This is a genomic window from Variovorax sp. Soil_C_12 (genome assembly GCF_057657375.1).
The window spans coordinates 383,339-401,569 of sequence record NZ_JBDGIO010000001.1 but is presented as its reverse complement, the minus strand read 5'-3'; the positions used below and the strand labels follow the sequence as shown (position 1 = coordinate 401,569).

Here is an 18,231-nt window from a genome sequence, read left to right as displayed (position 1 = left end):
ATCCGCCTTCGGTCTCCAGTGCGAGCGCCGGCGGCTGCCCCATCGTGGCTGACGGGCATATATGTTGCTGATCGTTCCTTTTAGGCCAGCAAGGCCGATCGAATACAGCACATGCCGGACCACCAGAACGACAACGACAACGAGATTTCACTGGATCGCCGCCTTTTCTGCGCGGGCGCGGCGAGCCTCCTGGCGCTGGGCACCACAGGCTGCGGAGATGGCGGTGGAGGCTTTGGCGGCTTGAACGCCAGCGCGACCGGCACCACGGCGTCGACGACGGCGCCCACCACGGCGGCGGGCACCACGGCGGCCGCGTCCTCCGAGAACGTTGCGCCCGCCACATCCGCCCCCGCCGCTTCCGAGCCCACCTCGACATCGACTGCGCAGGGGCGGAAGTTCACGCATCCCGGCCTGCTGCACACCGACGCCGACTTCGAGCGCATGCGAACCAAGGTGGCGGCCGGCGCCCAGCCCTGGCTCAACGGCTGGAACGCGCTCACCGGCAGCAGCCGCGCCCAGCTGGGCCGCGCGCCCGTGCCGCTGGCCACCGTGGTGCGCGGCGGCGACGGCGAGAACCACCGCACCATGGTCGAGGACATGGAGCGCGCCTACCAGTTCGCGTTGCGCTGGAAGGTCTCCGGCAACACCGCGTATGCGGACCTCGCCGTGCAGTATCTGGACGCCTGGTCATCGACGATGACCACGCTCACCGGCAATGCCGACCGCTTCCTCGCCGCCGGCATCTACGGCTACCAGTGGGCCAACGCGGCCGAGATGATGCGCAGCTACGCAGGCTGGTCGGCCGAAGGCGTGGCCCGCTTCCAGAAGCTGTTGCTCGAGGTGTTCTATCCGCTGTGCCACAGCTTCCTGCTCAACCACAACGGCGCGAACATCACCAACTACTGGGCCAACTGGGATCTCTGCAACATCTGCGGCATCCTGGCCATCGGCGTCTTCTGCGATCGCACCGATCTCTACGACGAGGCCATCGCCTACTACAAGACCGGCCGCGGCAACGGCGCGGCGGCGCACAACGTCTACATGCTCCATCCCGGCTATCTGGGCCAGTGGCAGGAAAGCGGCCGGGACCAGGGCCACGCGACGCTCGGCATGGCGCTGACCGGACTGCTGTGCGAGATGGCGTGGAACCAGGGCGAGGACCTGTACGGGTACTGGAACAACCGCTTCCTGGCCGGCGCCGAGTACGTGGCCAAGTCGAACCTGCAGGACGGCAGCGGCCAGTACTACTCGCCGCCGTTCTCGACCTACGCCAACCGGCAGGGCACCTTCACCGTGGTGTCGACCGGCGGGCAGCCCAACCTGCGCCCAGCCTGGGAGTCGATCTACAACCACTACGTCAATCGCAAAGGCCTGGCAGCGCCCTGGGTGGCCGCCATCGCCGCCCAGATCCGCCCGGAGCGCAGCGAATGGGGCGGCGACCAGCCGAGCTTCGGCACGCTGACCTACAGCCGCGACGCGGCCGCCGCAGGCACGCCGCCGAGCGGCCTCACCGCCCATGTCACCGCCGGCCAAGTGCTGATGTCGTGGTGGGGCAGCGCGGGCGCGACGAGCTACAAGGTCAAGCGCGGCAGCTCGGCGAGCGGGCCTTTCGCCACCGTCGCCAGCGTCACCGACCCCCGCACCTACACCGACACGCCGGGCAACGGGGTCTGGTACTACGTCGTCACCGCGGTGAGCGCCAGCGGCGAGAGCAGCGTTTCCAACGTGGCGCGCGCGGCACTCCCCGCCGAGCTGCGCGTGCAGCTGCCGCTGGACGCGGCCAGCGGAACGGCGGCCACCGATGCCAGCGGCAACGCCCAGCACGGCAGGCTGCAGGGGGGCGCGAGCTGGGGCCCGGGCCGCAACGGTGGCGGCGCACTGGCGCTCGACGGCAGCAGCGGCCACCTCGCCCTTCCCACCGGCGTGCTCTCCGGCCTCGGCGACTTCACCATCGCGCTGTGGGTGTACTGGAACACCACCGCCACCAACACGCGCGTGTTCGACTTCGGCTCCAGCGACATCGCCTACCTCGCACTGCTGCCGCGCGACAGCGGCGGCTCGATGCGCTTCACCGTCACCGGCACCACCTGGTATGGCGAGCAGAACATCGTGGCGAGCGCCTTGCCCACCGGCCGCTGGGTGCATCTCGCGGTGACCCTGTCGGGCACCACCGGCACGTTGTACGTCGACGGCGTGGCCGCCGGCAGCAACAACGCGATCGCGCTGGCGCCGTGGCAGCTCGGCGACACCACGCAGAACTGGCTCGGCCGCTCGCAGTACGCGGCCGACCCCTGCTTCAACGGGCGCATGCAGGACCTGAGCATCTACAGCGGCGCATTGAGCGCCGCCGACATCGCGGCGCTTGCCGCCTGACGCGCGACCTGGCCGCGCGCCAACTTCTTCACGCGGCTGCGAACGGGGGCTGAACAAGAGTACTTTGATGCTTCTGTTTGCAGGCATGGACGCTGCACCGCGTCGCTAAGCTCGGTGACAGTTCAATGACTAGCAGGAAGAGGGAATGCCCAGACTCATCGTGTTGGCCCGCAACAGCAGCGTGCGGCAGATCAACATCGCCGGACCGTCCACGACCATCGGACGCGCCGTCGGCAACCGCGTGTGCATCGACAGCGACAAGGTGAGCCGTCAGCACGCGCTCATCGAATGGACGGGCGACCGCTACCTGCTCGCCGACCTCGGCAGCCGCAACGGCACCTACCTCAACGACGAGCGGGTGATCGGCACCCGGCCGCTCGGCAACGGCGATGCGATCACCGTGGGCGACTGCCAGCTGCGCTTTCTCTACAGCACCGCCGTGCTGCCGCCGGCCGAGGCGCTGCGCCTGGTGACCGTGCCGGGCGACCTGGACCAGCTCGATGCACAGCCGCGCCGGACATGGGTGCGCCCGCGCAAGCGCGAGTCGCTGTCCCTGCTGCCCTGAACGCAATAGCCGCAGCGGCATGTCCACGCGCCGCTTGAGCTATCGTCGAGCGCATGAACCCGCCCCCCAGCCCCATCGATGACGGCGTGCGCCCCTCGCTCGAGGTCGCGGTCGTGATGCGGCGCGAGCGGCTGCACGGGCCCTCGAGCCATTGGCAGCCCTGGCGCTGGACGCTCGAGGCGGTGATGCCCGACGAGCCGGGCTTCGGCAGCGCCCCCCGCCTGCTGCAGCAGGACGACGAGGTGCAGCGCTGGTTGCACCCGGGCTTCAAGGTCGAACTGTTTCGCGACGACACCGACGGTTATCGCCTCAACGCAACAACGCCGGCGCCCGGCTGGTTCGTGCTGTGGCGCCTCGAGGAAGAGGCGTCGGTGGCCGCGGAGCCGATCGCGCGGCCGGTGGTGGTCACGCTGAGCTACAGCGAGGCGGGCCGCTGGCTCGATGCGCAGGAGACGGTCGAGCAGGTGCCGGCGCCGCCCGAGGTGGTGGAATGGCTGCGCACCTGGGTCGACGAGCATTACGAGGCCGAGCCCAGGCGGCGGCAGCGGCCGCAGAGCTTCAAGCCGCTGGTGGATCGCTTCGGCAATGCGGCGAGTGTGTCGACGGAGAAGAAGCGCGGGCGGGGGGCGGGCGATGTCTGAAGGGTTCTTCGAGCGGTGGTCGCGGCGCAAGCGGCTGGTGAAGGGAGGGGAGGGGGTTCCGGAAGAGCCGGTCCTGCCGGTGAAGGCGCCTGTGGAGCCTGCGCCGGTTGCCGAGGCTGCGTGCCCCCACCCCAACCCCACGCGTCGCCGCGAGACGCGGCGCCCCTTCGACCCGTCCGAGCCTGCGCAGGCAGGCTCGGAGCCGCGGGTCTCAGCCCCGGAAGGGGAGGGAGAAATACCGCCGGCCCCGACGTTGGCGGATGCGGAATTGCTCACACCGGAATCGGACTTCAAACCCTTCCTCGCCAGCAACGTCGCGCCCGAAGTCAAGAACGCCGCGCTCAAGAAGCTGTTCGCCGATCCGCACTTCAACGTCATGGATGGTCTCGACACTTACATCGACGACTATTCCGTTTCGACCCCCGTGCCGGAGCGCGTGCTGCGCCAGATGGCCAGCGCGAAATTCATGAAGCTGTTCGACGAGCAGCCTGACAAAGACCCTGAGACCGACGCAAGCGCAGACGTGGCAGAGTCAGTCTCCACGGACCCCGTTCCCAGCCAACCGGTCGCCACCGATGCGCAGCCGGCCAGCCAAGAAACCGATGACCACCACGCTGATCTGCGACTGCAACAAGACGATGCCACTCGAGCCGAAGACCCTCGGCGCGGCGCTGGCTGAGACACTGCCCCTTCACTCCACCCTGTGCCGCCGCGAGGCGCCGGCCTTCCAGCGTGCGATCCAGTCCGGCGACGAGGTGATCGTGGCCTGCACGCAGGAGAAGCGCCTGTTCGGCGAGCTCGCACAGCAGACGCCCGGGGCCGAGTCGCCGATCCGCTTCGTCAACATCCGCGAGACCGGTGGCTGGAGCCGCGATGCGGCGAGCGCCAGCCCGAAGATCGCCGCGCTGCTCGCGCAGGCCCGGCTGCCGGAGCCCGAGCCGGTCGGCATCGTGAGCTACAAGAGCCAGGGCCGGCTGCTGGTCGTCGGCGCGCTGGACGAGGCGGAGCGCGTGGCCGCGCTGCTGGCCGACACGCTGCAGCTCACCATCTTCTCGCGCGGCCCCGGCAGCGCGGGCGGTGCGCAGGAGCGCCGCTGGCCCGTGGTCGCCGGCCGCATCGTTGCGCTCGCCGGCTGGCTCGGCGCCTTCCAGCTGCGCTGGACGCGCGACAACGCGATCGACCTCGATCTCTGCACCCGCTGCAACGCCTGCGTGGCGGCCTGCCCCGAGCAGGCCATCGGCCTGGACTACCAGATCGACAACGCGAAGTGCCAGTCGCACCGCGACTGCGAGCGGGTTTGTACGGTGGCCGGCGCCATCGACTTCGGCCGCCCCGCCGAGGCCCTCGAGGCCGGCTTCGACCTGGTGCTCGACCTGGGCGAGGTGCCGCTGATCGACTGGCACGCGCCGCCGCAGGGCTACTTTCACCTGCGCGGCGGCCTGGCGAACCCGCAGGCGCCTTCGACCTTGCTCCAACTGCGCGAGCTGGTCGGCGAGTTCGAGAAGCCGAAGTTCTTCGACTACCGGCAGAAGCTCTGCGCCCACAGCCGCAACGAGCAGGTGGGCTGCAAGGCCTGCATCGAGGTCTGCTCGGCCCATGCGGTGAGCAGCGACAAGGAGCGCCAGCGCATCGTCGTCAACCCGAACCTCTGCGTGGGTTGCGGCGCCTGCACCACCGTCTGCCCGACCGGCGCGCTGGCCTACGCCTACCCGCATGCGCCTGACCAGGGCACGAAGCTGCGCACGCTGCTCTCCACCTATGCCGTGGCGGGCGGGCGCGATGCGGTGCTGCTGCTGCATGGCCGCGAAGGCGGCCAGGCCCTGATCGAGCAGCTGGGCCGCGACGCGCGGCTCGGCCGTGCGCAGGGCGTGCCGGCCCAGGTCATCCCGGTCGGCCTCTGGCATGCGGCGAGCACCGGCATCGACCTGTGGCTGAGCGCCGTCGCCTTCGGCGCCTCGCAGGTGGCGGTGCTGGCGACCGGCGAGGAAGCGCCGGCCTACATCGAGGCGCTGCGCGAACAGATGGCGATCGCGCAGGCCGTGCTTGCGGGCCTGGGCTACGCCGGCACGCATTTCCGGTTGATCGAGGCGAGCCAACCCGCGGCGCTCGACAGCGCGCTGGCCGAGCTGCCCCGCATGCAGCCGCAGCGGCCGGCGGCGCCGGCGCGCTTCGCGGTCGGCGCCGAGAAGCGCAGCACGCTCGAGCTGGCGCTCGACCACCTGGTCGATGCCGCGCCTGTGATGAAGGCCGGCCGCGAGGCGCCGTTCGCCATCGCGTTGCCCGCGGCCTCCCCCTACGGCGCCATCGAGGTCGACAAGAACAAGTGCACGATGTGCCTGGCCTGCGTGAGCGCCTGCCCGGCGAGCGCCCTGCAGGACAACCCCAACGCGCCGCAGCTGCGCTTCGTCGAGAAGAACTGCGTGCAGTGCGGCCTGTGCGAAAGCACCTGCCCCGAGGACGCCATCTCGCTCGTGCCCCGGCTGCTCGTGGCGCCCGAGCGCAGCCAGCCGGTGGTCCTCAACGAGGCGAAGCCCTGGCGCTGCATCCGCTGCGACAAGCCCTTCGGCACCGAGAAGGCGATCGAGGCCATGCTCGGCAAGCTGGCCGGCCATGCGATGTTCCAGGGCGAGGCGCTCGAGCGCCTCAAGATGTGCAGCGACTGCCGGGTCATCGACCTGTACAGCGCCTCCAACGAAATGAAGATCACGCAGCTATGAGCCGCAGGGCCGTTCCCAAGGCGAATACCGGAGCGCTTGCGCGGAGGTTTTTTATGAGCCGCAGCGCCGTTCCCAAGGCGAATACCGGAGCGCTTTGCGCGGAGGTTTTTTGATGAGCGCCAGTTTCCCGGCCACTTCCGCCCTTGACGAAGAGCTCGCGCGTGCCGAGCTCTATGGCCTGCTCGCGCGACTCTGGTATGCGGCCCCCGATGCCGAGCTGCTCGCCGCCTTCCAGGTCGCGCCCACCGAGGCGCCGGCGGCCGGCGCCTTCCTGGAGGAGCCCTGGCGCCAGCTGGTCGGCGTGGCGCGCGGCCTCGACGCGGCCGCGGCGCGCGACGAGTACGACGCGCTCTTCGGCGGCATCGGCAAGCCCGAGGTCTACCTGTTCGGCTCGCACTACCTGAGCGGCTTTCTCAACGACAAGCCGCTGGCACGCCTGCGCGCCGACCTGGACCGGCTGGGCCTGGCGCGCGAGCAGGCTGTGCCGGAGACCGAGGACCACGTGGCCTGCCTGTTCGAGGTCATGCGCTACCTGATCGCCGGCGAGGACGTCGCGGTGGCCAACCTCACGCAGCAGCAGGCCTTCTTCGCCGCCCATGTGCAGCCCTGGCTGCCGGCGATGTGCGATGCGGTGGCGCAGCATCCGAAGGCGCATTTCTATGCCGCCCTGGCGGGGCTGACCCGGGCCTTCGCCGATGTCGAGGCCCAGGGCTTCGACATGCTGACCTAGCCCTGAGGGGCTTTTGATTGCCGACCTATTAGGGTCTGGACTAGTATCCAAAGATATGTAACTGGTTTCATATCCAGTTTTACCGAGCCACTCCTGGAGTCGATATGCAGGACAGCCAATCCGCCGGCACGAAGCCGGCATCCCGCCGGGGTTTCTTTTTGGGCGCCGCCTCGGTCGGCGCAGCCGCAGCAGCCGTCACGGTGCTGCCCAAGGTCGTCGAGGCGCCGGCCTCCGCCGCCACTCCCGCTCCCAAGCCGGCGCCCGAGAAGGGCGGCGGCTACACGCTGAGCGAACACGTCAAGCGCTACTACCAGACCACTTCGGCCTGAGAAGCTATGAATAAATCCGCCACGCCCGCTCATCCCGCCCAGGCGGCCCCGCTCTGCGTTGCAAATGCTCGCCGTAGCGCGAGCTACGGCTGCGCTTTGCGCCTTGATTGGAGCCGCCTGGACGGTCTGCTCGGGCGCGGCGGATTCATTCACAGCTTCTGAGGACACCACCACCATGCTGCTGACCCGCAAGTCGACCGCCGTCCCGCGCGACGGCGAACCGCTTCATTCTTCATCCGCCGCCTCGCCCTTCGTCCACAGCCTGCGGCGCGGCCTCGCGAACGCCTTGCCGACCATGGACCGGCGCGCCTTCCTGCGGCGCTCGGGGTTGGGGGTCGGCGTCGGCCTGGCCGCCGGCCAGCTCACGCTGATGCGCAAGACGCAGGCCGCCGAGGGCAAGCCGGCGGCCGTCGGCGCCGGCAAGATCGAGGTCCGGCGCACGGTCTGCACCCACTGCTCGGTCGGTTGCGCCTCCGACGCCGTGGTCGAGAACGGCGTCTGGGTCCGGCAGGAGCCGGTCTTCGACTCGCCGCTCAACCTCGGCGCGCACTGCGCCAAGGGCGCCGCGCTGCGCGAGCACGGCCATGGCGAATACCGGCTGCGCTACCCCATGAAGCTCATCGACGGCAAGTACCAGCGCATCGGCTGGGACCAGGCGCTCGACGAGATCACCGCCAGGCTCAAGGAGCTGCGCCAGGCCAGCGGGCCCGACTCGGTCTACTGGATCGGCTCCAGCAAGCACAACAACGAGCAGGCCTACCTGCTGCGCAAGTTCGTGAGCTTCTTCGGCAGCAACAACTGCGACCACCAGGCGCGCATCTGCCACTCGACCACGGTGGCGGGCGTGGCGAACACATGGGGCTACGGCGCCATGACCAATTCGTACAACGACATGCGCAACTCGAAGGTGGCGATGTACATCGGCTCCAACGCGGCCGAGGCGCATCCGGTGAGCATGCTGCACATGCTGCATGCGAAGGAAAACGGCTGCAAGATGATCGTGGTCGATCCGCGCTTCACGCGGACCGCGGCCAAGGCCGACGAGTACGTGCGCATCCGCTCGGGCTCCGACATCCCCTTCCTGTTCGGCATCCTGTACCACATCTTCAAGAACGGCTGGGAAGACAAGAAGTACATCAACGACCGCGTCTTCGGCATGGACGAGGTGCGCGCCGACGTGATGGCCAAGTGGACGCCCGACAAGGTCGAGGAGGCCTGCGGCGTCAAGGAGGCCCAGGTGCTGAAGGTCGCGACCTGGCTCAACGAGAACCGGCCCGGCACCGTCGTCTGGTGCATGGGCCAGACCCAGCACTCTATCGGCAACGCCATCGTGCGCGCCTCCTGCATCCTGCAGCTGGCGCTGGGCAACGTGGGCAAGTCGGGCGGCGGTACCAACATCTTCCGCGGCCATGACAACGTGCAGGGCGCCACCGACGTCGGGCCCAACCCCGACTCGCTGCCCGGCTACTACGGCATCGCCGAGGGCGCCTGGAAGCATTTCGCCACCGTCTGGGGCGTGGACTTCGAGTGGATCAAGAAGCAGTTTGCCTCGCCCGCGATGATGAGCAAACCGGGCATCACGGTCTCGCGCTGGATCGACGGCGTGCTCGAGAAGAACGAGCTGATCGACCAGGACGCCAACCTGCGCGGCGTCTTCTACTGGGGCCACGCCCCCAACTCGCAGACCCGCGGCCTCGAGATGAAGCGGGCCATGGACAAGCTGGACCTGCTGGTGGTGGTGGACCCGTACCCCTCGGCGACCGCGGCCATGGCCGCCATGCCGGGCCGGCCCGAGGACCTGAACCCCAAGCGCGCGGTCTACCTGCTGCCGGCCTGCACCCAGTTCGAGACCAGCGGCTCTGTCACCGCCTCGAACCGCTCGCTGCAATGGCGCGAGAAGGTCATCGAGCCGCTGTGGGAGAGCCGCAGCGACCACATGATCATGCAGCAGTTCGCCGATCGGCTGGGCTTCGGCAAGGAGCTCAGCAAGAACTACAAGATGCAGAAGGTCAAGGGCATGGACGAGCCCATCCCCGACGACATCCTGCGCGAGATCAACAACAGCTGCTGGACCATCGGCTACACCGGGCAAAGCCCCGAGCGGCTGCAGGCCCACATGCGCAACATGGGCGCTTTCGACGTGCGCACGCTGCGTGCCAAGTCGGGCAAGGACAAGGTCAACGGCTACGACCTCACGGGCGACTACTTCGGCCTGCCCTGGCCCTGCTACGGCACGCCCGCGCTCAAGCACCCGGGCAGCGCCAACCTCTACGACACCTCCAGGCACGTGATGGATGGCGGCGGCAACTTCCGCGCCAATTTCGGCGTGGAGCGCAACGGCAAGAACCTGCTGGCCGAGGACGGCTCGTGTTCGCTCGGCGCCGAGATCACCACCGGCTATCCGGAGTTCGACCACCTGCTGCTCAAGAAGCTCGGCTGGTGGGACGAGCTCACCGATGCCGAGAAGGCCAAGGCCGAGGGCAAGAACTGGAAGACCGACAACTCGGGCGGCATCATCCGCGTGACCATGAAGAACCACGGCTGCCACGTCTTCGGCAATGCCAAGGCGCGCGCGCTGGTGTGGAACTTCCCCGATGCCATCCCGCAGCATCGCGAGCCCCTGTACGGCACGCGGCCGGACCTGATGGCCAAGTACCCGACGCACGACGACAAGATGGCCTTCTGGCGCCTGCCCACCCTCTACAAGAGCGTGCAGCAGAAGAACATCGCGGACAAGGTGGCCGAGAAATTCCCCTACATCATGACTTCCGGCCGGCTGGTCGAGTACGAGGGCGGCGGCGAGGAAACCCGCTCCAACCCCTGGCTCGCCGAGCTGCAGCAGGAGATGTTCATCGAGATCAACCCCAAGGTCGCGGCCGAGAAGAACATCCGCAACGGCGAGCGCGCCTGGGTCCACACGCCCACCGGCGCCAAGCTCAACGTGCAGGCGCTGGTCACCGAGCGGGTGGGGCCCGACACGGTCTTCATGCCCTTCCACTTCTCCGGCCACTGGCAGGGGGCGGACATGCTGCCCTACTACCCGTCGGGCGCGGCGCCGGTGGTGCGCGGCGAGGCGATCAACACCTCGACCACCTATGGCTACGACAGCGTGACCATGATGCAAGAGACCAAGACGACGGTCTGCAACATCGAGAAAGCATAAAGGGAGCACCGCAATGGCAAGAATGAAATTCGTCTGCGATGCCGAGCGCTGCATCGAATGCAACGGCTGCGTCACCGCCTGCAAGAACGAGAACGAGGTGCCCTGGGGCGTGAACCGCCGCCGGGTGGTCACGCTCAACGACGGTGTGCCGGGTGAGAAGTCGATCTCGGTGGCCTGCATGCATTGCTCCGACGCGCCCTGCATGGCGGTGTGCCCCGTGCAATGCTTCTACCGCACGGAAGAGGGCGTGGTGCTGCACGACAAGGACGTGTGCATCGGCTGCGGCTACTGCTCCTACGCCTGCCCCTTCGGCGCCCCGCAATTCCCGGCCCAGGGCACCTTCGGCGCCCGCGGCAAGATGGACAAGTGCACCTTCTGCGCCGGCGGCCCCGAGGCCAACGGCTCGCAGGCCGAGTTCGAGAAGTACGGCCGCAACCGCCTGGCCGAGGGCAAGCTTCCGGCCTGCGCCGAGATGTGCTCGACCAAGGCGCTGCTCGCCGGCGACGGCGACGTGGTGGCCGACATCTTCCGCACCCGGGTGCTGCACCGCGGCAAGGGCGCCGAGGTCTGGGGCTGGGGCACGGCCTATGGCTCGAAGCAGGCCGGCACGCCGACCAACGGAGGCTCGAAGTGAGGCGCGCGGCCACCATCGCGGCGCTGCTGGCTGCGTCCGTGGCGCTGCTCGCGGCCTGCGGCGAGAAGCCGCAGACCAACGCCGAGGGCGTGAAGCTCGACGCCGCCCCCTGGAGCGGCACCGGCGACAAGGCCAACACTGGCACCACCTTCACCGCGGCCGGCTGGCAGCCGGGAGACAAGAAGGCCTGGGAGCAGCAGCTCAAGACGCGCGCGCAGAACGGCCAGAACGACTACACCCGTGACAACTGAGGCCGAAGGAGACTGCATGATCAAAGCCCTGCATGCGCTCGTCCTCGCAGGCGGCTTCGCCTGCAGCCTGGCCATGGCCCAGGCGCAGAATCCGGCCGCGGGCGGCGCGGTGACCGCTGCGCCGGCTGCACCCGCTGCTGCTGCACCCGCCGCTGCAGCGCCGGCGCCCGGCGGCATCCGGAGCCAGAACATCTTCGAGGTCAAGCCTGAAGCCAGCGCCGACCCCAACTACCTGAACCAGAGCAACGGCGAGCGCGCGAAAGTGCAGCCCGGCAACAACGCGCCGATGTGGCGCCAGGTCGGGCAGGGCGTCACCGGCTACAGCAGCCTGCCGCCCTCGCAGGCGCCCGAGGCCGGCAACCTGATCCAGCCCTTCGTGAAGTACCCCGGCTCGCGCTTCACCAACGCCGGCGAGGCCTGGCGCCAGGTGCGCAACGACTGGATCATTCCCTACGGCGCGGCGCTGCTCTTCGTGGTGCTGCTGGCGATCGCGATCTTCTACTTCACGCGCGGGCCGATCGGCCTGCACGGCACCGAGACCGGGCGCAAGATCGAGCGCTTTACGCCCTTCGAGCGAGCCACCCACTGGTCCAACGCGATCGCCTTCGTCACGCTGGCGGTGTCGGGCCTCGTCATGGCCTTCGGCAAGTTCTTCCTGCTGCCGGTGATCGGCGCGGCACTGTTCGGCTGGCTCACCTACGCGCTCAAGACGGTGCACAACATCGTCGGCCCGCTGTTCGTGGTCACGCTGGTGCTGATGTTCATCACCTTCGTGCGCGACAACGTCCCGCGCGTGGCGGACCTGAAATGGCTGGCGAAGGGCGGCGGCCTCTTCGGCGGGCAGGAGGTGCCTTCGCACCGCTTCAATGCCGGCGAGAAGATCGTGTTCTGGGGCGGCATCCTGGTGCTGGGCACCATCGTGACCGCCTCGGGCCTGTTCCTCGACAAGCTGCTGCCGGGCTTCGTCTACACGCGCGGCGAGATGCAGATCGCGCACATGGTTCATGCGGTGGCGACGATGCTGATGATGGCGCTGATCCTGGGCCACATCTACATCGGCACGCTGGGCATGAAGGGCGCTTACGATGCGATGCGCCACGGCTATGTGGACGAGACCTGGGCCCGCGAGCACCACGAGTACTGGTACGACGACATCGCCGCCGGCAAGATCCCGGTGCAGCGCAGCACCGAGGCCCACGCCACCCTGCCGGTGAACACCGCCCGCGTCGAAGGGAATCCCTCATGAAGAAGATCGTGATCGCCTGCGCCCTGGCGCTGGCCGGCAGCACCGTATTCGCCAAGCTGCCCGCGCCGGCAGCCACCCCCGAAGCCAAGGCCAAGGCCGCGGAAACCGCCGCCCGCACCGCCTGGAGCGGCAAGGTCGAGGCCTACCAGCTTTGCCAGGCGCAGGACCGCGTGGCCGCGAAGTACCGCGAAAGCGCGGCCGCGGCCGGCAAGCAGCTGCCGCCGGCATCGTCCACCCCGCCCTGCACCGATCCGGGTCCCTTCGCCTTCGCCCCGCCCGAGGCGCCAAAGCCGATCGAGGCCGCGGGCGCGCATTCGCCCCCGGGCACCGCGTCGGCACCGCCCAGCACGACGCAGCCGGCCGCGACCACGAATCCCACGCCGAAACAGTGACCCCCGCGCTCCCGCGCCTGAGCTCGGCGCACGCGCCCCTGACGCGCGAGGTCGAGGTCGTCGACGAGCATGGCGAGCGCGGCCTCGTTTCGATCCCCGCCGAGCGCGACCTCACGGTCTATGTGGACCGCCGCGAGCTGGTCACGCTGATGACGCTCGGCGCCCAGCCCGAGCTGCTGGTGCTGGGCTACCTGCTGAACCAGCGGCTCATCGAGTCGGCGGCCGACTGCGAATCCATCACCGTCGACTGGGAAGTCAACGCCGCCGCGGTGAAGACGCATGCCGGCATCGACCGCATCGAGGAGCGCACCGCCAAGAAGGTGGTCACCACCGGCTGCGGCCAGGGCAGCGTGTTCGGCGAGCTGATGGCCGGCATCGAGCGGCTCGCGCTGCCGCCGACGCGCATGCGGCAGTCGCAGCTCTATGCGCTGGTCAACGTGATCCGGCTCCAGGAGAGCACCTACAAGTCGGCCGGCTCGGTACACGGCTGCGCCCTGTTCACGCTCGGCGAGGGCGACGACGACGCCCGCATGCAGTGCTTCGTCGAAGACGTGGGCCGCCACAACGCGATCGACACCATTGCCGGCTGGATCGCGATGCAGCCGCCAGGCCGGCTCGAGGGCGGCCGCGTGTTCTACACCACCGGCCGCCTGACCAGCGAGATGGTGATCAAGTCGGCCCAGATGGGCGTGGCCATCGTGGTCTCGCGCAGCGGCATCACGCAGATGGGGCACGAGGTGGCGACCAAGGTCGGTCTGTGCACGATCGGGCGCGCGACCAACAAGCGCTTCGTCTGCTATGCGGGGGCCGAGCGGCTGGAACTGCAGCCGGAGCTGGCGCTTCGGTAAAGGCGCGAACTCGGCGCCGCGGCCCGGGGTCCAACGATCCCCTTCGAGGAGGTCGCCATGAACAGACTCATCCTGGCTGCCCTGTTCGCCGCCGCGGCCGCAGCCGCCATGCCCAGCTTCGCGCATCGAGGCGGCGGGCCCCAAGGCCGCGCTTTCCATGGCGGTGCTTTCCACGGTCACGGCTTCGCGCGCGCGGCGCCGTTCCGCGGCGTTGCCGGCTTTCCGGCACACCGGGGGTTCTTCCCCAGGCATCACCATCACCGTTCCGCCGTCTTCATCGGTGCCGGCTTCGGTTTCCCGGCCTACTACTATCCGCGCTACTACCCGGGCTACTACCCGGTCAGCTATCCGGTCAGCTACCCGGTCAGCTACGCGGCGCCTTATCCCGCCTACGGCTACCAGGCCGTTCCGGTCGATCCCGGACCCGTCATGCGGCTGTACTGTCCCGACCCGGCGGGCTATTTCCCGACGGTTCCCGATTGCAGGCAGGACTGGGTCCAGGTGCCGCAGGAGGCAGACGGCGCGCCTCGTTGATGTGATTGCCCCTCGCCGCACGATCCCGCGCCCGCATCGGCTATCGTGCGCTCCATGAATGCCTCCGCCCGTCTCGGCTGGCGCACGCTCTGGCGCGACCTGCGCGCCGGGGAGCTGCGCCTTCTCATCGTCGCCGTCGTCCTCGCCGTGGCCGCGCTCACCGCCGTCGGCTTCTTCGCCGACCGGCTCAAGGGCGGCCTGCAGCGCGATGCGCGCCAGCTGATCGGCGGCGATGCGGTCCTGGCCAGCGACAACCCGACGCCCGCTCCCTTCATCGAGCGCGCCCGCTCACTCGGCCTGCAGACGGCCGGCACCTATGGCTTCCCCACCATGGCGCGCGCGAGCGAAGAGCAGGGCGGCGCGACCAAGCTGGTCGCGCTCAAGGCGGTGGAGGCCGGCTATCCGCTGCGCGGCAGCCTGCAGGTCAGCGACGCACCCGCCGCGCCCGGTGCGCCCACGCGCGAGGTGCCCGCGCCCGGCGAGGCCTGGGTCGATGCCCCGTTGCTGGAAGCGCTGGCGCTCAAGATGGGCGACACGCTGCTGCTGGGCGACGCCGGCCTGCGCATTGCGCGCGTGATCACGCTGGAGCCCGACCGCGGCGCCGGCTTCATGAGCTTCGCGCCGCGCGTGATGCTCAACAAGGCCGACGTGCCGCGCACCGGGCTCGTGCAGCCGGCCAGCCGCGTCAGCTACCGCTTCGCGGTCGCCGGGGACACCCTCGCGGTCAAGCGCTTCAGCGACTGGGCCGACGCGACCCTCAAGAAGGGCGAGCTGCGCGGCATCCGGCTCGACTCCTTCGAGAGCGGCCGCCCCGAGATGCGCCAGACGCTGGACCGCGCCGAAAAATTCCTCAACCTGGTCGCGCTGCTGGCGGCGCTGCTGTCGGCGGTGGCGGTGGCGCTGGCGGCGCGCGGCTTCGCGGCCAACCACCTCGACGACTGCGCCATGCTGCGCGTGCTGGGCCAGAGCCAGCGCACCATCGCCCAGGCCTATGCCTTCGAGTTCGCCGCCATCGGCCTGGCGGCCAGCGCGCTCGGCGTGGCCATCGGCTTCGCCGTGCACTACGTGTTCGTGCTGCTGCTGGCCGGTCTGGTCGAGGCCGCGCTGCCCGCGCCCAGCCTGTGGCCGGTGGCCTTCGGCCTGGGCATGGGGCTCACGCTGCTCTTCGCCTTCGGCCTGCCGCCGGTGCTGCAGCTCGCGCAGGTGCCGCCGCTGCGCGTGATCCGCCGCGACGTGGGCAACCTCAAGCCGGCCTCCATCGCGGTGCTCGGGGTCGGCGTGGCCGGCTTCGCGGCCCTGCTGCTGGCGGCCAGCAGCGACCTCAAGCTGGGGCTGATCGCGGTCGGCGGCTTCGCCGGCGCGGTGGCGGTGTTCGCACTGCTGAGCTGGCTGGCCGTGCTGCTGCTGCGCCGCAGCGTCAACGAGACCACCGCGCCGCGCTGGCTGGTGCTGGCCACGCGCCAGATCTCGGCGCGGCCGGCCTACACGGTGGTGCAGGTCAGTGCGCTGGCCGTCGGCCTGCTCGCGCTGATCCTCCTGGTGCTGCTGCGCACCGACCTGGTCGCGAGCTGGCGCCGCGCCTCGCCGCCCGATGCGCCCAACCGCTTCGTGATCAACGTCATGCCCGACCAGAGCGAAGCCTTCCGCCAGGTCCTGCAGGCCGGCGGCGTGAAGAAGTACGACTGGTACCCGATGATCCGCGGCCGGCTGGTCGCGATCAACGACAAGCCGGTCTCGCCCGACGACTATGCGGACGACCGCGCCAAGCGCCTGGTCGACCGCGAGTTCAACCTCAGCAACGCAGCCGAGCGGCCGTCGCACAACGAAGTGGTGGCCGGCAGCTGGACGCCCGAGAAGAAGGGCGAGGTCAGCGTGGAGCAGGGCCTGATGGAGACGCTGGGCCTCAAGCTCGGCGACCAGCTGCGCTTCGACATCGGCGGCCAGCAGAACGACGCGCGCATCACCTCCGTGCGCAAGGTCGACTGGGGCTCGATGCACGCCAACTTCTTCGTCATGTACACCGTGAGCTCGCTGGGCGACGTGCCCGTCACCTACATGAGCGCCTTCCGCGCGCCGGACCGCCCGGGCTTCGACAACGCCCTGGTGCGCACCTTTCCCAACGTCACCAACGTGGACATGAGCGCCACCATCGGCCAGGTCCAGCGCGTGCTCGACCAGGTGATCCGCGCGGTGGAGTTCCTGTTCGGCTTCACGCTCGCGGCCGGCCTGGTGGTGCTGTTCGCCGCCGTCACCGCCACGCGCGAGGAGCGCGCGCGCGAGTTCGCGGTGATGCGTGCCGTGGGCGCGCGCGGCAGCCTGCTGCGCCAGGTGCAGCGCGCGGAGCTGGTGGGCGTGGGGCTGCTGGCCGGCTTCCTGGCCAGCATCGTGGCCTCGCTGATCGGCTGGGGCCTGGCGCGCTTCGTGTTCGAGTTCAGCTGGACCGCTTCGCCGCTGGTGCCGGTGACCGGCTCGCTGGCCGGTGCCGTGCTGGCGCTGGCGGCCGGCTGGTGGGGGCTGCGCGAAGTGCTGCGGCGGCCGGTGGTGGATACGCTGCGGCGCGCGGCCGAATAGCACCGGCGCACGCGCTTGCACCACGCAAGGAAGATCGCCACACTGCTTCCAGCGGCGTCCGAGCGGTGCCTGAGCGGAGACTGGTCGCGGTCACGCGTCGGGCCATGCGGTCGCTCGATCTGATTCCATGGTTTACGCGCTCACGAAAATCCGGACCCCTGCCTTTCGCGCGGGCCTGGTCGAGCGTGCCGAGCTCGAAAGGCGCCTCGGCGAGGCGCTGCTGAACCGACACCTCACGCTGCTGGTGGCGCCGGCCGGCTTCGGCAAGACGGCGGCCCTGTCGCGCCAGCTCTCCCTGCTGCCGCACGGCTGCGTCTCGGCCTGGGTCGCCGCCGATGAGCAGGACGACTTGCCGCGTTTTGTGAGCTGCCTGATCGATACCCTGGAGGCCTATGACCCGCCCTGGCGCGTCGCGCCCGAGAGTCTGGCGGAGCAGGCCTGCATGCCGGGCGCGCTGGGCCTTGCGGTCGGGGAGATCGCAAATACGCTCGGCGCCATGACGGTCGACCACGGCGTGATCGTGTTCGACGACATGCACACGATCCCGGACCCCAGGATCTTCGAGTTCCTGCGCAAGCTGCTGGAGCTGGCGCCGCTCAACTGGACCCTGGCCATCTCTTCCCGGACGCCCCCGCCGCTGCCGCTGGCGCGAATGCGGGCGCGTCGAGAGCTGGCCGAGTTCGGCCAGGCGGACCTGAGGTTCACGCCCCAGGAAACCCGGCTTCTCCTGCGCGAGTCGGGACAGGCCGACAGCGACGGGATGGTCGAGCGCGCGCTCGGGCGCACCGACGGATGGATCGCCGGCCTCTGCTTGATCCTGGATGCGGCCGGGAGATCGGTCGAGGCACGGACCCGGCGCACGGGCCTCATGTGCGGGGTTCTGATGTGCGGCCCGCGTGTTCTCGCCGAACTGGTGCAGGCGCCGTGGGGCTCCGAGGTGCCGGAAGAAGCCCGGACGGAGATGCGGCACTGGGCCGCGTTGTCGGTGCAGGCGCAGGGGAATGCGAAGCCGGATGCGCCCAAGTCTGCGCTGCCCGATTCGAAGGTGCTGACCCCCCGCGAAATGGAGGTTCTGGAACGCATCGCCTCGGGCGACAGCAACAAGCTGATCGCGCGGGCGCTCGACCTCAGTCCCCATACCGTCAAGCGGCACGTGGCGCGCATCCTCGACCGCCTGGACCTGGCCTCGCGCGGGGCGGCGGCGGCCTGGTTCCGCGACCTGGGCGTGCGATGAGGA

The 18,231-nt window shown here is 69.5% G+C and carries 16 protein-coding genes; all 16 read left to right on the top strand.

The genetic code is table 11. From position 1 onward, the window contains the following. Window positions 1-111 precede the first annotated feature (111 nt). The 16 genes from AC3A6X_RS02045 to AC3A6X_RS01970 all read left to right on the top strand — a co-directional run bounded on the left by AC3A6X_RS02045 (window position 112) and on the right by AC3A6X_RS01970 (window position 18,228). Window positions 112-2,373 carry a LamG-like jellyroll fold domain-containing protein gene (locus AC3A6X_RS02045; RefSeq protein ID WP_487840595.1) on the top strand — a complete coding sequence of 754 codons (2,262 nt, stop codon included), beginning with the start codon at window positions 112-114 and terminating at the stop codon, window positions 2,371-2,373. 145 nt (window positions 2,374-2,518) lie between these two features. Beyond that, a complete protein-coding gene (locus AC3A6X_RS02040) occupies window positions 2,519-2,938 on the top strand; it encodes an FHA domain-containing protein (protein WP_487840594.1) in 420 nt (139 codons plus the stop codon). Between the two features lie 53 nt (window positions 2,939-2,991). Then, the gene (locus AC3A6X_RS02035; RefSeq protein WP_487840593.1) at window positions 2,992-3,579 is read left to right on the top strand and encodes a DUF3305 domain-containing protein; all 588 of its coding nucleotides are present in this window, start codon (window positions 2,992-2,994) and stop codon (window positions 3,577-3,579) included. Then, window positions 3,572-4,258, top strand: coding sequence for a DUF3306 domain-containing protein (locus tag AC3A6X_RS02030; protein ID WP_487840592.1), 687 nt, complete (start codon window positions 3,572-3,574; stop codon window positions 4,256-4,258). Before AC3A6X_RS02035 ends, AC3A6X_RS02030 begins: the two co-directional genes overlap by 8 nt. Next, window positions 4,218-6,296 carry a 4Fe-4S dicluster domain-containing protein gene (locus AC3A6X_RS02025; RefSeq protein WP_487841081.1) on the top strand — a complete coding sequence of 693 codons (2,079 nt, stop codon included), beginning with the start codon at window positions 4,218-4,220 and terminating at the stop codon, window positions 6,294-6,296. The genes AC3A6X_RS02030 and AC3A6X_RS02025 overlap by 41 nt, the downstream gene beginning before the upstream one ends. 112 nt (window positions 6,297-6,408) lie before the next feature. Further along, window positions 6,409-7,026, top strand: coding sequence for a TorD/DmsD family molecular chaperone (locus AC3A6X_RS02020; RefSeq protein WP_487840591.1), 618 nt, complete (start codon window positions 6,409-6,411; stop codon window positions 7,024-7,026). Between the two features lie 104 nt (window positions 7,027-7,130). Continuing rightward, window positions 7,131-7,355, top strand: coding sequence for a formate dehydrogenase (locus AC3A6X_RS02015; RefSeq protein ID WP_487840590.1), 225 nt, complete (start codon window positions 7,131-7,133; stop codon window positions 7,353-7,355). Window positions 7,356-7,530: 175 nt separating this feature from the next. After that, window positions 7,531-10,518, top strand: a complete 2,988-nt coding sequence (locus AC3A6X_RS02010; RefSeq protein WP_487840589.1) for a formate dehydrogenase subunit alpha — start codon at window positions 7,531-7,533, stop codon at window positions 10,516-10,518. 13 nt (window positions 10,519-10,531) lie between these two features. Next, a complete protein-coding gene (fdh3B, locus tag AC3A6X_RS02005) occupies window positions 10,532-11,152 on the top strand; it encodes a formate dehydrogenase FDH3 subunit beta (protein WP_487840588.1) in 621 nt (206 codons plus the stop codon). After that, window positions 11,149-11,403 carry a hypothetical protein gene (locus tag AC3A6X_RS02000; RefSeq protein ID WP_487840587.1) on the top strand — a complete coding sequence of 85 codons (255 nt, stop codon included), beginning with the start codon at window positions 11,149-11,151 and terminating at the stop codon, window positions 11,401-11,403. Before fdh3B ends, AC3A6X_RS02000 begins: the two co-directional genes overlap by 4 nt. 16 nt (window positions 11,404-11,419) lie before the next feature. Further along, a complete protein-coding gene (locus AC3A6X_RS01995; protein ID WP_487840586.1) occupies window positions 11,420-12,649 on the top strand; it encodes a formate dehydrogenase subunit gamma in 1,230 nt (409 codons plus the stop codon). Further along, complete coding sequence (locus tag AC3A6X_RS01990) at window positions 12,646-13,041, top strand: hypothetical protein (RefSeq protein WP_487840585.1); 396 nt, start codon at window positions 12,646-12,648, stop codon at window positions 13,039-13,041. Before AC3A6X_RS01995 ends, AC3A6X_RS01990 begins: the two co-directional genes overlap by 4 nt. After that, window positions 13,038-13,889 carry a formate dehydrogenase accessory sulfurtransferase FdhD gene (locus AC3A6X_RS01985; protein WP_487840584.1) on the top strand — a complete coding sequence of 284 codons (852 nt, stop codon included), beginning with the start codon at window positions 13,038-13,040 and terminating at the stop codon, window positions 13,887-13,889. Before AC3A6X_RS01990 ends, AC3A6X_RS01985 begins: the two co-directional genes overlap by 4 nt. 57 nt (window positions 13,890-13,946) lie before the next feature. After that, window positions 13,947-14,423, top strand: coding sequence for a hypothetical protein (locus AC3A6X_RS01980; RefSeq protein ID WP_487840583.1), 477 nt, complete (start codon window positions 13,947-13,949; stop codon window positions 14,421-14,423). 54 nt (window positions 14,424-14,477) lie between these two features. Further along, a complete protein-coding gene (locus tag AC3A6X_RS01975; protein ID WP_487840582.1) occupies window positions 14,478-16,994 on the top strand; it encodes an ABC transporter permease in 2,517 nt (838 codons plus the stop codon). Window positions 16,995-17,121: 127 nt separating this feature from the next. Beyond that, the gene (locus AC3A6X_RS01970; RefSeq protein ID WP_487840581.1) at window positions 17,122-18,228 is read left to right on the top strand and encodes a response regulator transcription factor; all 1,107 of its coding nucleotides are present in this window, start codon (window positions 17,122-17,124) and stop codon (window positions 18,226-18,228) included. The last annotated feature ends 3 nt before the right edge of the window (window positions 18,229-18,231 follow it).